The sequence below is a fragment of the uncultured Algimonas sp. genome, assembly GCF_947498175.1.
GTDB lineage: Bacteria > Pseudomonadota > Alphaproteobacteria > Caulobacterales > Maricaulaceae > Litorimonas.
The window spans coordinates 177,209-190,857 of the sequence record NZ_CANMJB010000004.1; the positions used below are offsets into that span (position 1 = coordinate 177,209).

A 13,649-nucleotide genomic window follows, 5' to 3' on the forward strand; every position below is an offset into this window, starting at 1 on the left:
ACTATGACAGATCATCATTCCGATCGCGATCCCGCCGACCTCGATCATGTCGAAGCACAGTCCGGACGCCGCTCGTCGCGCTTCTGGTGGATGTTCGTCATTTCGACCACGCTGATCGTCCTTGCCATGATCGCTGTATTTGTAGGCGTGGCCGGATAGGTTTGGCATGCGGCGCGAGCCGTCTTGACGAATGCTCAAGCGCCTGGTCGTCTTCGTATAGACGGCCAGGCTTTTTTTCGGTCTCAGGCAGGACAGAGGCCGCCTTCACATAATGACCGTCCATGCATTGTCAGAACACGACCCATCAACGCAGGTAAATAAGGTTCGCAAACCCACCCTATTTAGAAACCTTGAGCGGTTTTATGGTAGCGCCTTCAACGATTAAAACTGCTTCCGAACAGCTGTGACCGAATACACATGGTGCAAGATGTTCCTCGGCTTGTAAAACCGCTTTCAGTATTAGAAAAAAGCTCACAAAAAAAAAGCCGCTCTTGAGCGGCTTTTTCTTGCTTATGGAAATGGTCGAGCGAGCTCTCTCGTAAGTGACCTTAGTCGAGATCGATCGTCTGCGTCATCCGACCGTTCGGCAGGGAAAACTTGGTTTCTTCCCACTCCGGCGCGCTGAACGGATCGGATGCGTTGTTGGAGAAGCCATAGGGCTCGGACGGAATGCCGAGGCCGTTCGTGTCCAGTTCGCTGTCGCCGTCTTCGTCATGGAAGACCTTGATGGCATAATTGCCGACTGGAAGGCCGTCGAAGACGATCTGTGTCGTTTCGCCGTCGACGGGCACGGTCTTGCCGATCGTTTCCTGTTCGGCCTCGAATCCGCTTTCGGTATCGTACAAGCCAACGAGAAGCTGGCCTTGCCTGGATTCCAGCCCTTCGACCTTCAGGATCAGTTTGGAAGCGGCCGTTCCGCCGGCGCTCTGCGCGGCGAGAAAGGCCGATGTCTGGGCCTTGGCGCCGAGCGGCAAGGCGAGCGCGGCTGCAAGGGCTCCGGCCAGTGCAATGGATCGTTTCGTCATCATGATGGTGTCCTCTCTATGGCCCGTCGCGGTCCCACAGGGAGCCGGGCATGCGTTTGAATTCTACCCTCAAACAACGCCCCATCGAGCGGCGCGTTCCTACCAGGACGCAGAAAGAACGTTTTTACGCCAATGCCTTAGTCGGATTCCGAACGGGTCACGTGGGCCGTCTGGTGACGCAGTTCGACATCGTGTTCCACCGTCTCAACCGATTGTTGTCGCGTGATGTGGATCTCTTCCGTCAGCACGAGTTCCTTTTTCAGAACGAGACGTTCGCGAAGGACCGGAACGATTGTGGTGCGGCCTTCGCGTCGAACGGTCGGGCGTTCGGTTACGGGACGGTCGATCGGAACCCGGACGACGTCGACGGTTTCAGACCTCAGCTCTTCGGACAGGTTATGAATTTCCGATTCGGTTTCGACGTCGATCCGGACGCGGTCGCCAAGGACCGTGCGTTTTTCGATATCCACTTCCTCGGACAGGATCGGCACGACTGCTTCGATGTCGGTTTTGGACCGGGCGAGGGGATCCTTCGCCTCCCCGACGACGGGAAGATCGTCGATCGTCTTGCGTTCGCCTTTCAACCATTCAAACATAGTCTGCTCCTGAAATGCTTACAAAAAAGGCCGGCCGCGAGGGCCGGCCCGTCTGTCGGGGAAATGTGACCGGATTATGCGTTGCGCTTATCCAGATCGGTCGCGACGACTGTAGCATCGACATCGACGTCAGTGTCGACGTCCACGACCGTACGGCGTGCCGTCTCGGAAACGGTTTCGATTTCCGTGTCCGTCACCTTGCCGACTTCGACTTCACCCGTCACGACGGCGCGTTTGCCGACGACGGCTTCTTCGTTGACTTCGGCGACTTCGATGACCTTCTCTTCGAACAGCTCATCGGCGTCCGCTGTGGAAACGACGCGTTCGGTCGGGTTGGTCTGAACGTAGACTTCTTCCTTCCGCAGGGCGACGTCTTCGGTCACGACATCCGTTACGACTTTCGACGTCACGCGGATGGCGTCGCCGGCGACGGCGCGTTTGCCGATAGCGACTTCTTCCTCAACGATCTGGATCGTCTCGTCGGCGTCGGCATCGATAGTGGCGTCCGTTTCGCGCGCTTCGGCGACATAGGCGGTCGTGGCACCGGCGGGCTGATAGATCACGCGGTCAGCATAGATCTCGAGATTCTCGGCAGGAGCGATCCGGCCGTCTTCGAGACGGACAGCGGAAACGCGCTCGCTCGAACGATCGACGAGCATGTCGTCGATAATACCGAGGGTTTGACCTTCAGCGGTCACGAGCGGACGATTGCGGATGTCCTGGCTCGGGTTTTCGAGCGCCCAATCCTGCAGCTCTTCCAGCTCTGGCAGATTGTCGACTTCAGCGAATGTGTATTCAGTATCATAGTCCATGGGGTAGTCCTTCTCTTGGTTGGGGCGGAGTGACAAAATGTCAGCCGGTCGGGGTGTCGGTTCGGGGTTGATCCAACGTTGCGCTGACAGGCGTGTCAGCAGTTTCGGCATCGCTTTGCGTCGCGACATTCGCTCCCAACGAGAACAGAAGCCAGATCAGCGAGGCAAGGGCGGCAAGCCCCAGTAGTCCGGCCCATGTGGGCAAGGACGTCACACTCTGCAGATCGGGTCTGTGTTCGACGGGAATGTCGGCCACGATCGTCTCCTTTCGATGATGATCGCCGCCTTGGCACGGGCGGTTGATCGTATGGCTGAACCGGCGAGCGCCGAAATGGGAATGCCGTTGCCCGACGGTTCATCTAATCTATGTGCAGAGGTCGGCTTTGTTCCATTTTGTCGGTCAAACGCGTCGTTTCGCGGTTCGGACCAGGAATATCGGACGCCGGTCGTTAGAGCAGAACCCGGATCGCAGCGACGCTCGACCGGCGGCGGACCGGTTTCGCTATCCGCGCCGCCAACGGTCGCGACATGATGGGGGAAATCCCGTTGCGGACGTCAGGCCGCGATCCGGCTGCGCTGTCTGGCGGCTTCGTCCCATTGCAGGATCTGGTCCGGCAGCGCCGTGGGTCCGAGATGGCGGAACCGGCGGAGTTGCTCGGCTTGGTCGGGCACTGCGGCGAAAGCGCGGGCTTGCGCGAAATCGATCGTCCGGTCGAAAAACGCGTTGCGGACGCTCGGTGCGAGACGATCGAGGAGCAGGATGTCGCGGACGCATTGTCGCGAGACGTTCAGGTCGGTTGCTAACGCGTCAAGATCCTGCCCGTTCTTCCAGCGCCTCTGGACGAGTGCGAAGAGATCGGCGTTCGCCACGAGACGCGGTGCGCGCCGGTCCGCCTGGGACAGATCGTTGATCAGCAGGAAGGGGACCTGCGACAGGGATCGCGGCAGCTTCCCGTCAAAAGCCATCCGCTTGAGCGCCGTGAGCCTCTTGCGGCCATCCACGACGATCAGGCGCCCGGCGCGGCGGATCGCGATGACGGGTGTCAAGAGCCCGAACCGGGAAATGCTGTTCTGCAGGGCCTGGATTTCCCGCAAGGAATCGCCGAACAGGGCTTTGGACCTGAGAAGGTCGAACATATCCACAGATGCGTGATGGGGTATGTTGTTATGCGCTATCCAGGACATTGCGAGCCTCCAACCCGTATGGTTAACAATGTGGATACGTCTTTTAACATGAAGAAGTTCCCTCTAACCCCTTAAAACTTAACCAGAATGGTTAACGCGTCATTAACCTTTTGCGGACGCGGGAAGACCGTCGCGCGATGAAACCCAGTTCTGTCTGCATATGATGCGCCTGACGTTCCCATGTTGGGCTTTGCCGACAGACCTAGCCTTCGCTTAATATATCTTCCGGACGTGCTCTCGGTCCGAGCCTTTCAAACGCCTCCTGTTGTCGCCGACATGTCGGCAAGGCGGCGAACGCATAGGCCTGGTCGAAATCGATGATCCGGGCGAACATGGCGCCGCGCAGTTCGCCGGTCAGTCTGGACAGCGACATGATGTCCCCGACTGTCTGGCGCGAGATGCCCAATTTCGCCATGATAGTTTCGACATCCAATCCAGTCTTGGAATGGTTGAGAACCTTGCGGAACAGGATTTCGTCGAAGGGCAGGGGCGCATACGACGCATTGCCGCCGCGACGACGGTCGAGCGTGCGGTAGGGAAGCGTGCGAAGCGCGTCCGGAAGGCGTCCTTCGAAAGCAAGGCCCCGCAAAGCCGCCAGCCGCTTTCGGCCGTCCACTGCGACGAAGAGACCGTTCCGGGGAATGACAACGATCGGCGAGAGAAGCCCGACACGCTCGATGCTGTGCCGCAAAGTCCGAATGTCGTGCAACAGAGGCCCGGTGAGCAGTTTTGCCCGGATCAGCGTGAAACGCTCCAGCGGGGCGCGCTGGTTCGTTCTGTCACGAACCGTATCGAAATGCATTGCGGATCTCCTGCCATTGCGGCGATCCCCCAGCGACCGGTTAGCATGGAGGCGGATCCGTAAAATCGAATTCAATTTTCAGGGTTAATCGTGACTTAATCCCGGCTCATCCTGACATCGGCTCGTCATGGACGCCTCTCGTCGCGACCGTGACATAGTTGATCGACGTATCGTCGCCGATCCGCCAGCTCTCGGTCAGCGGATTCAGGCTCATTCCGATGATGCGGTCGACCTGCAGCCCGGCTTGTTCGAGATAGTGTCGAAGCTCGCCCGGTTTGACCAGCTTGTCATATTGGTGCGTGCCGCGCGGCAGCCAGCGCAGAATATACTCCGCGCCAACGATGGCGAAGGCAAACGCCTTGAGCGTGCGGTTGATGGTCGAACAGATCATGATCCCCCCGGGGCCTCCTTCCTTCTGCCGGCCGACCATGGCCGTGCAATCGGCGATGAAATCTTGCGGATTGGCGACATGCTCGATCACTTCCATGTTCAGCACGACATCGAAGGCCGCTTCGCCGGCTTCGACCATTTGCTCGATCGTGCCGTGGCGATAATCCACCGGGACACCGACCTGCTCGGCATGGGTCTTGGCAGTCTTGACGTTGCGCTCCAACGCATCGACACCAGTCACTTGCGCGCCGAGACGGACCATGGGTTCGCACAACAATCCGCCCCCGCAGCCGATATCCAGCAACCGCAGTCCCTCGAGTGGGCGGTCCGCGTCTGGATCCCTGCCGAAATGATCGCAGACGGACTGCTTGATCAGGTCGATGCGCGCGCCGTTCATCACATGCAGCGGACGGAACATCCCATCCGGATTCCACCAGTCATGCGCCATGCGCGAGAAGCTTTCCATCTCGCGCGGGTCAACCGACACGGATGTCAGATGGTCGGGAGCGGATGCTGTATCGTGGGCCATGACCCTACATACGCATTGCAGCCCATTTCGGAACCATGAAGCGATGCATCCCGTTGAATGTGTGCATCCCCGCACCCAATCGAAAGGAGACTATAATGGAAAGCGAACACATCAAAGCCGGTTACAACAAGACCGTCGGCAAGGCGAAAGAAGAGATCGGCGAAGCGACGAACGACCGCTCGCTGGAGGCCAAAGGCCACGCACAACAAGCCAAAGCCAAGGCGCAGGACGCCGTCGGCGACGCCAAAGACGCTGTCGAATAGACTCAGATTCATTCGAATGGGGAAACCGGGCCTTTGCGCCCGGTTTTTTCATGCGCTGAAAACGGATCCCCCTCAGATTGACTGGCCGGTTTTCTCCCAATCCTTCATGAATGCCTTCAAGCCTTTGTCTGTCAGGGGGTGCTCGGCCATGGACCGGATCACGGCGGGCGGCGCGGTGATCACGTCCGCGCCGATCAGGGCGCAGTCCCGGACATGATTGACCGACCGGATAGAGGCGGCGAGGATCTCGGTCTCGTAGCCGTAATTGTCATAGACCAGACGGATATCCCGGATCAGTTCCAATCCGTTGAGGCCGATGTCGTCCAGCCGCCCGATGAAGGGCGAAATGTAGGTCGCCCCGGCTTTTGCAGCCAGCAAGGCCTGATTGGCGGAGAAGCAAAGCGTGACATTGGTCGGCGTGCCCTCTGCGGACAAGATCCTGCACGCTTTCAGCCCTTCCAGGGTCAGGGGGAGTTTCACACAGACATTGTCGGCGATGGCGTGAAGCGTGCGGCCTTCCCGAACCATGTCCGGTGCTTCTGTGGCGACGACCTCGGCCGAGACATGGCCGTCCGTCAGCGTGCAGATTTCCGCCACGACGTCTTTGAAGTCGCGACCCGATTTGGCGATGATGGACGGGTTCGTCGTGACCCCATCGACCAGGCCGATATCCGACAGGGCCTTGATCGCTTCGATATCGGCGGAATCGATGAAGAATTTCATGCGGGGTGCATCCTTTATGACAAAAAGTCCGGGCGTATTCTGCGCAGGCTGATAACACAGCGCATGGGCCTGAAAAACGCTCAAATCCTGTTTCCCGTCAATGTGCCCGGCGCGTTCGATTACGCCGTGCCAGACCATATCCGCTTGGACCGCGGCGCCTTCGTTTTCGCCCCGATCGGCAAGCAGATGAAGCTCGGCGTCGTCATGGGTCTTGATGAGGCGGAACCGGACCGCGAGCTCAAGGAAATCGCCGAAGTGAAGGCAACGCGGCCGCTGCCGGAGCCGATGCTCGATTTCATCGATTGGGTCGCTGGCTACAATGTCGCCTCGCCGGGGCAGGTTCTGCGCATGGTGCTGCGGTCGTGGAAAGCGCTGGATCCATCTCCGGTCGCAACGCTCTACGAACCGACCGGAGAGCGGCCGCTCAACGTGACGCCGGCCCGGCGCGCGGCCTTGGACGAAGGCGGACCGTTCCCGGCGCGGGCCTCCGATATCGCCAAGCGCGCCGGCATCTCGGCGGGCGTGATCAAGGGCATGGTCAAGGCCGGGCTGATGCGCGCCCAAGAGCGGCCCGTGGACCCACCGTTCGAAGAGCCCGATCCAGATATAGCGGGGCGTGTTCTGTCTCCGGCGCAGGCCATGGCTGCCTCCGAGCTGGTCACGCAGGTCCGCAAGGATTCCTACTCCGCTTCGTTGCTGGACGGGGTGACGGGGTCGGGCAAGACGGAAGTCTACTTCGAAGCCGTCGCGGAAGCCTTGCGGCAGGGACGGCAGGTTCTGATCCTCGTGCCGGAAATCGCCCTGACGCAGGCGGGACTGTCTCGCTTCAAGCAGCGCTTCGGCGCAGAGCCCGTCGCGTGGCACAGCGCGATAACGGATATGGAACGCCGCCGCGCCTGGCGTGAAGTCGTGCAAGGACGGGCGAAGCTGGTGGTCGGCGCACGCTCGGCTCTGTTCCTGCCTTTCGCCAAGCTCGGCCTGATCGTGGTGGACGAAGAACACGATACGTCCTTCAAGCAGGAAGAAGGCGTGATCTACAATGCTCGCGACATGGCGGTCCTGCGCGCGCGGTTGGAAGACCGGCCCGTCATACTGGCATCGGCCACGCCGAGCCTGGAATCGCTGCACAATGCGCGCATGGGTCGCTATGCCCATATCGTCTTGCCGGAACGGCCCGGCGCGATCACCTTGCCGGACATCGGGCTGATCGACATGAAGACGCACAAGCCTGAGCCGGGATCGTTTCTTTCCGAGCCGATGGTGCAAGCCGTTGCGGAGCGCATTTCGCGCGGCGAGCAGTCGCTGCTCTACATGAACCGCCGTGGTTACGCCCCGCTGATCCTGTGCAAGGCGTGCGGGGAGCGGCTGCGCTCGCCCGACACGGATAGCTGGCTGGTGGAACACCGCGCGACGGGCCGCGCCGTTTGCCATCTGACGGGCTTCTCCATGCGCATGCCGCGCGAATGCCCGAAATGCGGGGCGAAGGACGGGCTGACCTCCATCGGGCCGGGCGTGGAGCGGATCGCGGACGAGGCGCAGACCCACTTCCCGCAGGCGCGGGTGGAGATCCTGTCGTCCGACACGACCGCCACGCCCGACGAAATCAAGGCGCGCCTCGGCCGGATGGAACGCGGCGAGATCGATATTCTCGTCGGCACGCAGATGGTGGTGAAGGGCCACAACTTCCCGAAGCTGACATTCGTCGGCGTGGTCGATGGCGATTTGCTGATGGGCGGAGCGGACCCGCGCGCAGGCGAACGGACCTACCAGACGCTGGTGCAGGTCGCGGGCCGCGCAGGCCGCGCCGACAAGGCGGGCGAAGCCCTGATCCAGACCCACCATCCGGATCATGAAGCGCTGCAGGCGCTGGTCGCCGGCGACCGGGAGATGTTCGTCGGTGTCGAAATGGCGATGCGCGACATGCTGGGCCTGCCGCCCTTTGGACGGCTGGCGGCGGTCATCGTCTGGGGCCCGGATCTGAAAAAAACGAAAGAGCTGGCGAAGGACTTCCTATCCAAGGCTCCGCGTGCGGACGGCGTGGAAATCCTGGGCCCGTCCGAGGCCCCCATCGCCCGCCTGCGCGGCCTTTACCGCCGCCGCCTCTTCATCCGGGCGGACCCCGGCGTGAACCTGTCGAAATACATGACGGCCTGGCGGGCCAGGCAGAAGCGCATACCGGCAAAGTACAAGATCCAGATCGACATCGATCCGCAGAGTTTCGTGTAGCTTCCGAAGCGATCTTGGTCCGAGAGCCGATAGCGGCCTTTTCTGGCAGAAGCTGCAAGTCCGGCGATGAAAAATAACGCGATTCGCACCGACAGTAGTTGCGAACGAATTTCAAGTGAGATAACGGCTCCGCCAAACTGCGAATAGATCGCAATTAGGACCGGTTCCATGCTCTCTTCCTTTAAGGTCGTCGCACCCTCGGCGCTTGTGCTGACTGTCGCTCTCGCGACGACGTCCCCGTCCTTCGCACAGACGAGCCCTGGGGATGACGATTTGTATCAAGACGAAGTCGTCGTCACGGGATCGCAAGTCGATTTCGGCGGTACGTATGAAGGCGGCGATATAGGCAAGGCTGCCCGAGCGGGCCTGCTCGGCAATCTGCCCTATCTCGACGCACCGTTTTCCAGCCTGTCGTTCACGGCGGAATTGGCCCGCGAACAGCAAGCGCTTTCGATCACCGACCTCATCCGCAACGACCCGACCGTCGGGACGGCCAAGGGTTTCGGAAATTTCCAGGAAGTGTACATTCTGCGGGGCTTTCCGGTCTTTTCCGACGATGTGACCTATAATGGCCTATACGGCATCCTGCCTCGCCAGTTCCTCGCTGCTGAACTGGTGGACCGGGTAGAAGTCTTCCGCGGCGCCAACGCTTTTCTGAACGGCGCCGCTCCGGGTACGTCGGGCGCGGGGGGCAATATCAATATCGTGCCCAAACGTGCGGACGCGGAAGATCTGAACCGAATCACGCTGGGCCTGCGTTCAGGCGGCGAGTTCACGGGCGCCGCCGACATAGGCCGGCGTTTCGGTGCCCGGGACGAGATCGGCCTTAGGGCCAACGGCGTGTTCCGCAACGGACGGACCGCGATCGATCACCAACGGCGCGACCTCGGCGCCTTTGCGCTGGGTGCCAGTCGCGAAGGCGCACGTGCCCGCTTCTCGGCCGACCTGGGTTATCAGACCAATCGCCTGGACAATCCGCGCCCACAAATCACACCGTCCGGGGCGATCCCTGACGTGCCCGAAGCTGACGCCAATTATGCCATCAAGGGCACGCTGACCGACGAACGACAAGTGTTCGGGGCATTCCGGGGCGAGTTCGACGTCACCGACGATGTCATGGGCTGGGCCGCCTTTGGTGGTCGTGAAGGCGAAGAGGCGAACGTTCTGGCCAATCCGACCGCCGATGCCGCCGGCGACTATACGGCATTCCGGTTCGACAATGCGCGCGAGGACCGCATCCTTTCCGGCGATGTCGGCGTCACTGCGACATTCGCCACAGGCGCGGTCGGTCACCGCCTCGTGGCATCGGGATCGGTCGTGGACTTGCAAAGCAAGAACGCGTTCGCCTTCAATTTCGCGGCCCTGTCCGGCAATATCTTCGACGACCGTCAGCCCGGCCTGAACGCGGTAGGCAACTTCACCGGTGGCGACCTGTCCAGTCCCCTGACGACAGAGCGCACGATCAACAGCTCGGCGGCGATCGCCGACACGCTCTCCTTTCTGGACGACCGTCTGCTTGCGACTGTCGGCGTTCGCTATCAACACATCCAGACCGAAACATTCGATTTCAACACGGGCCGAGGCAATCCCGGCACCGATTTCTCGGAGAGTGCCTGGACACCCGCGTTCGGCATCGTTTTCAAGGCGGCCGATACCCTGTCCGTTTTCGGCAACTATGCCGAAAACCTGCAACCGGGTCAGATCGTACCGGCGGCGGTAGGAAGCACGGTCGTCAGGAATGCGGGCGACGTTCTCGACCCTTACCGCGGCACCCAGTACGAAGCCGGACTCAAATATGACGGCCGGGGTTTTGGCGCCACGTTCAGCGTGTTCGACCTGACCCGGCCCAATGCGATCCTGACCAATCTGAGGACGGCTGGCGGCTTGACGACAGGCATCATCGCACCCGACGGGGAACAGTCCGTGCAGGGTCTGGAGGCGACCGTTTACGGGTCGCCCATGGAGGGGCTGTCGCTGATCGGCGGCCTGACATGGCTCGACGCGGACCTTTCGCGCACGGAAGGCGGCGTGGACGAAGGCAATAGCCTGATCGGGGTGCCGGACATCCGGGCCAGCCTGAATGCGCGCTATGACATTGCGGCTCTGGCGGGTCTCTCCATCGACGGTCGCGCGACCTATTCGGGGGAGCAGTTCACGAATACGGCCAACACTATATCGATCGACGATTTCGTCCGTTTCGATATCGGCGCCAGTTATCGCTGGAGCAACCGCCTTGATCAGGACATCGTTCTGCGCGCCCGGATCGAGAATGTGGGCGATGAGAAATCCTTTGTGTCCACGGGCGGCTTTCCGGGATCGAACTATCTCGTCCAAAGCGAGCCTCGCACGATCCTGATAAGCGTCGAGTTCGGCCTCTAATTGGTCGGAGTCGAAACCATAGGTCGGGCGGGTCGTCCGTGACCCGTCGCAGCTTCCAGCTCTGGTCGGCTGTCCACAGCTGGACCAGCTTGATATGCACGGCTTTCCTGTTGATGCTGTGCGTGACCGGCTTGCCGTTGATCTTCCACCACGAGATCGACGCGGCGTTGTCGCCGGATACATGGCGGCCCGCCGATCCGGGCGGTCCGCTTCTGTCCTACGATGCCGTGCTCGATGCCGCCCTCGCCAACAGGCCCGGCGAAGTCCCGCTCTATATGAGCTTCGATGTTGATCGGCCGGTCGTCAACGTCACGACGGGTCCGGCTCCGGATGCACCGCAATCACAGATGCACTTCGCATCCTTCGACCGGACCAGCGGGAACCTCGTTCCGCCGCCCGAGGCCGATGGGGGCGTGATGGATGTGGTGTTGCGGCTCCACACCGACATGTTCCTCGGCTTGCCGGGCATGCTGTTTCTCGGCGCCATGGGCGCTCTTTTCATTGCAGCCCTGGTTTCGGGTGTCGTGCTTTATGCGCCGTTCATGCAAAAGCACGCATTCGGCATGGTCCGCACGCATAAGAGTCGACGATTGAAGTGGCTGGATCTTCACAATCTGCTCGGCATCGCGACAATGGCTTGGGTGTTCGTGGTCGGCCTTACCGGTGTCGTCAATACGCTCGAAGCGCCGATCAACGCGGCCTGGAAAGCCCAGGCCTTCGACGATCTCACAGGCGGATATGGTGATGCAGCCGTGACCGGCGATCTCGCCAGTCTGGACGCCGCCATTTCCGCAGCTTTGGACGCGGCACCGGGCATGACCTTGCAGTTCGTCGCCTTTCCGGGCGGGAGCTTCTCCACAAACCGGCATTTCTTCGTATTCCTGCACGGCAGCGCGCCCTTGACGCGAGAAATCATCACACCCGTCCTGATCGACGCACGAACGGGCGAACTCGTCGGGCTGCGCGACATGCCGTGGTACGCCAAGGGACTCTCACTGTCCCGTCCGCTGCATTTCGGCGACTATGGCGGTCTTCCGCTCAAGATCCTCTGGGCGATCCTGACGCTTTTCACGATCGTCGTTCTCGGCTCCGGCCTGTATCTCTGGATCGCGCGGCGTCGCACAGGGCGCGGCCGCAACCACAATCGTGTCGTGACCCGTCTGGACAGGACTGCGGCCGAATGAGGGTGCGCCATCCGACTTTCCTGCTGCCCGTGCTGTTGTCGGCCGCGACGCTCTTCGGGCTCGTCGTCGCTCTGATCGGCGACGGCTTCGCGCATCCGGTTTCCTGGGCAAGCCTGGCCTTGCCGGTATCCGCTATCGGTTGGGCCGTGGCGACGGCGCTCTGGCGGACCCGCGACCGATAGGCGGGAAGCGTGCCGAGCCCTGCGGGCCAGGCCGGGTAACACTCGTCCTCAAACCGTCTTGAAGGGGTCGCGCATGAGGATGACGTCTTCGCGTTCGGGCGACGTGCTGACCATGCCGACGGGGCAGCCGATCAGCTCCTCGACACGGCGGACATATTTGACGGCCGCGGCCGGAAGGCCGGCCCAGCTGCGGGCGCCGCGTGTGCTGCCTTGCCACCCTTCGAGCGTCTCGTAGATCGGTTGGACCATGGATTGCTGGCTCGCCCCGGCGGGCAGGCGGCGCATGATCTTGGAATCCACCTTGTAGCCGGTGCAGATCTTCAGTTCCGGCAACCCGTCCAGCACGTCCAGCTTGGTCAGGGCGATGCCGGTGATGCCTCCGGTGATGACGGCTTGGCGCACCATGACGGCGTCGAACCAGCCGCAGCGGCGCTGACGCCCCGTGACCGTGCCGAATTCATGCCCGCGCTCGCCGAGCCGCTGGCCCGTCGCATCGTTCAATTCGGTCGGGAACGGTCCTTCGCCGACGCGGGTCGTGTAGGCCTTGGTGATCCCCAGCACATAATTCAGGGCGCGCGGACCCAACCCCGTTCCGGCCGCGGCCTGTCCGGCGATCGTGTTGGAGCTGGTGACGAAGGGGTAGGTGCCGTGATCGATGTCGAGCATCGCCCCTTGGGCGCCTTCGAACAGGATTTTCTTTTCGGCCTTCCGGGCGTCGTCTAGAACCTGCCAGACCGGCGCGGTGAAGGGCAGGATCTTGGGGGCGACCTGCATCAGGCTGTCGGTCAGGGCGTCCGCATCGACCGCGTCGTGGCCGAGGCCGACGCGCAATGCGTTATGATGGTGCAACAGGTTTTCCACCCGCTCTTTCAGGTGGACCGGGTCGTCCAGATCGCAGACGCGGATGGCGCGGCGGGCGACCTTGTCTTCATAGGCCGGACCGATGCCGCGTTTCGTGGTGCCGATCTTCACCCCGTCCACGCGGTTTTCTCGGATGCCGTCCAGTTCGGAATGGATCGGCAGGATCAGGGCGGCGGATTCGGAAATCTTCAGATTGTCCGGCGTGATCTTGACGCCCTGATCGCGGATGCGCGCGACTTCGTCCAGGAATGCCCACGGGTTCAGGACAACGCCGTTGCCGATGACGGACAGTTTGCCGCCGCGCACAATGCCCGACGGCAGAAGCGACAGCTTGTAGGTCGTGCCGTCCACGACGAGCGTATGGCCGGCATTGTGACCGCCCTGGAAGCGAGCGACGACATCGGCGCGGCTGGACAGCCAATCGACGATCTTGCCTTTTCCTTCGTCCCCCCACTGGGAGCCGACGACGACGACGTTAGCCATGCGATATTC

Annotated in this window: 15 protein-coding genes; 6 read left to right on the forward strand and 9 right to left on the reverse strand. The window is 61.5% G+C overall.

Annotation, left to right across the window (positions count from 1 at the left end; genetic code table 11):
* Positions 1-3: 3 nt before the first annotated feature.
* A complete protein-coding gene (locus Q0718_RS07895; protein WP_298916004.1) occupies positions 4-159 on the forward strand; it encodes a hypothetical protein in 156 nt (51 codons plus the stop codon).
* A gap of 389 nt (positions 160-548) precedes the next feature.
* On the opposite strand, the gene Q0718_RS07900 is transcribed toward Q0718_RS07895, so the two are convergent.
* From Q0718_RS07900 to ubiG, 7 genes are all read right to left on the reverse strand, one after another.
* On the reverse strand, positions 549-1,028 hold the full coding sequence (locus Q0718_RS07900) for a DUF2141 domain-containing protein (RefSeq protein ID WP_298916006.1): 480 nt from the start codon (positions 1,026-1,028) through the stop codon (positions 549-551).
* Positions 1,029-1,162: 134 nt separating this feature from the next.
* A complete protein-coding gene (locus Q0718_RS07905) occupies positions 1,163-1,621 on the reverse strand; it encodes a YsnF/AvaK domain-containing protein (protein ID WP_298916008.1) in 459 nt (152 codons plus the stop codon).
* Positions 1,622-1,695: 74 nt separating this feature from the next.
* Positions 1,696-2,433 carry a YsnF/AvaK domain-containing protein gene (locus Q0718_RS07910; protein ID WP_298916011.1) on the reverse strand — a complete coding sequence of 246 codons (738 nt, stop codon included), beginning with the start codon at positions 2,431-2,433 and terminating at the stop codon, positions 1,696-1,698.
* A gap of 40 nt (positions 2,434-2,473) precedes the next feature.
* Positions 2,474-2,689, reverse strand: coding sequence for a hypothetical protein (locus Q0718_RS07915; protein ID WP_298916014.1), 216 nt, complete (start codon positions 2,687-2,689; stop codon positions 2,474-2,476).
* A 299-nt stretch (positions 2,690-2,988) separates the two neighbouring features.
* The gene (locus Q0718_RS07920; protein ID WP_298916017.1) at positions 2,989-3,570 is read right to left on the reverse strand and encodes a ParB/RepB/Spo0J family partition protein; all 582 of its coding nucleotides are present in this window, start codon (positions 3,568-3,570) and stop codon (positions 2,989-2,991) included.
* A 250-nt stretch (positions 3,571-3,820) separates the two neighbouring features.
* Entirely contained in the window at positions 3,821-4,420 is a 600-nt protein-coding gene (locus tag Q0718_RS07925; protein ID WP_298916019.1) for a ParB/RepB/Spo0J family partition protein, read from the reverse strand.
* A 106-nt stretch (positions 4,421-4,526) separates the two neighbouring features.
* The gene (gene ubiG, locus Q0718_RS07930) at positions 4,527-5,339 is read right to left on the reverse strand and encodes a bifunctional 2-polyprenyl-6-hydroxyphenol methylase/3-demethylubiquinol 3-O-methyltransferase UbiG (RefSeq protein WP_298916022.1); all 813 of its coding nucleotides are present in this window, start codon (positions 5,337-5,339) and stop codon (positions 4,527-4,529) included.
* A gap of 95 nt (positions 5,340-5,434) precedes the next feature.
* On the opposite strand from ubiG, the gene Q0718_RS07935 reads away from it, so the two are divergent.
* Positions 5,435-5,602 (forward strand): CsbD family protein, encoded by a 168-nt coding sequence (locus tag Q0718_RS07935; RefSeq protein WP_298916025.1) that lies wholly within the window; start codon positions 5,435-5,437, stop codon positions 5,600-5,602.
* A gap of 72 nt (positions 5,603-5,674) precedes the next feature.
* Here Q0718_RS07935 and fsa read toward each other — a convergent pair whose 3' ends face one another.
* Positions 5,675-6,325, reverse strand: a complete 651-nt coding sequence (gene fsa / locus Q0718_RS07940; protein WP_298916029.1) for a fructose-6-phosphate aldolase — start codon at positions 6,323-6,325, stop codon at positions 5,675-5,677.
* A gap of 63 nt (positions 6,326-6,388) precedes the next feature.
* Here fsa and Q0718_RS07945 point away from each other — a divergent pair, with 63 nt between their 5' ends.
* From Q0718_RS07945 to Q0718_RS07960, 4 genes are all read left to right on the forward strand, one after another.
* Positions 6,389-8,551, forward strand: coding sequence for a primosomal protein N' (locus tag Q0718_RS07945; RefSeq protein ID WP_298916032.1), 2,163 nt, complete (start codon positions 6,389-6,391; stop codon positions 8,549-8,551).
* Between the two features lie 168 nt (positions 8,552-8,719).
* Positions 8,720-10,930, forward strand: a complete 2,211-nt coding sequence (locus Q0718_RS07950) for a TonB-dependent receptor (protein WP_298916035.1) — start codon at positions 8,720-8,722, stop codon at positions 10,928-10,930.
* A gap of 38 nt (positions 10,931-10,968) precedes the next feature.
* The gene (locus Q0718_RS07955) at positions 10,969-12,114 is read left to right on the forward strand and encodes a PepSY domain-containing protein (protein ID WP_298916038.1); all 1,146 of its coding nucleotides are present in this window, start codon (positions 10,969-10,971) and stop codon (positions 12,112-12,114) included.
* Positions 12,111-12,296, forward strand: coding sequence for a hypothetical protein (locus tag Q0718_RS07960; RefSeq protein ID WP_298916043.1), 186 nt, complete (start codon positions 12,111-12,113; stop codon positions 12,294-12,296). Before Q0718_RS07955 ends, Q0718_RS07960 begins: the two co-directional genes overlap by 4 nt.
* 48 nt (positions 12,297-12,344) lie before the next feature.
* Here Q0718_RS07960 and Q0718_RS07965 read toward each other — a convergent pair whose 3' ends face one another.
* The gene (locus Q0718_RS07965) at positions 12,345-13,640 is read right to left on the reverse strand and encodes an adenylosuccinate synthase (RefSeq protein WP_298916046.1); all 1,296 of its coding nucleotides are present in this window, start codon (positions 13,638-13,640) and stop codon (positions 12,345-12,347) included.
* Positions 13,641-13,649: the final 9 nt, after the last annotated feature.

Coding starts and splice junctions, on each gene's coding strand:
- Q0718_RS07900 (WP_298916006.1), bottom strand. CDS start 1,028: ATGATGACGAAACGATCCATTGCACTGGCCGGAGCCCTTGCAGCCGCG.
- Q0718_RS07945 (WP_298916032.1), top strand. CDS start 6,389: ATGGGCCTGAAAAACGCTCAAATCCTGTTTCCCGTCAATGTGCCCGGC.
- Q0718_RS07965 (WP_298916046.1), bottom strand. CDS start 13,640: ATGGCTAACGTCGTCGTCGTCGGCTCCCAGTGGGGGGACGAAGGAAAA.
- Q0718_RS07895 (WP_298916004.1), top strand. CDS start 4: ATGACAGATCATCATTCCGATCGCGATCCCGCCGACCTCGATCATGTC.
- Q0718_RS07920 (WP_298916017.1), bottom strand. CDS start 3,570: ATGTTCGACCTTCTCAGGTCCAAAGCCCTGTTCGGCGATTCCTTGCGG.
- Q0718_RS07910 (WP_298916011.1), bottom strand. CDS start 2,433: ATGGACTATGATACTGAATACACATTCGCTGAAGTCGACAATCTGCCA.
- fsa (WP_298916029.1), bottom strand. CDS start 6,325: ATGAAATTCTTCATCGATTCCGCCGATATCGAAGCGATCAAGGCCCTG.
- Q0718_RS07935 (WP_298916025.1), top strand. CDS start 5,435: ATGGAAAGCGAACACATCAAAGCCGGTTACAACAAGACCGTCGGCAAG.
- Q0718_RS07905 (WP_298916008.1), bottom strand. CDS start 1,621: ATGTTTGAATGGTTGAAAGGCGAACGCAAGACGATCGACGATCTTCCC.
- ubiG (WP_298916022.1), bottom strand. CDS start 5,339: ATGGCCCACGATACAGCATCCGCTCCCGACCATCTGACATCCGTGTCG.
- Q0718_RS07950 (WP_298916035.1), top strand. CDS start 8,720: ATGCTCTCTTCCTTTAAGGTCGTCGCACCCTCGGCGCTTGTGCTGACT.
- Q0718_RS07925 (WP_298916019.1), bottom strand. CDS start 4,420: ATGCATTTCGATACGGTTCGTGACAGAACGAACCAGCGCGCCCCGCTG.
- Q0718_RS07960 (WP_298916043.1), top strand. CDS start 12,111: ATGAGGGTGCGCCATCCGACTTTCCTGCTGCCCGTGCTGTTGTCGGCC.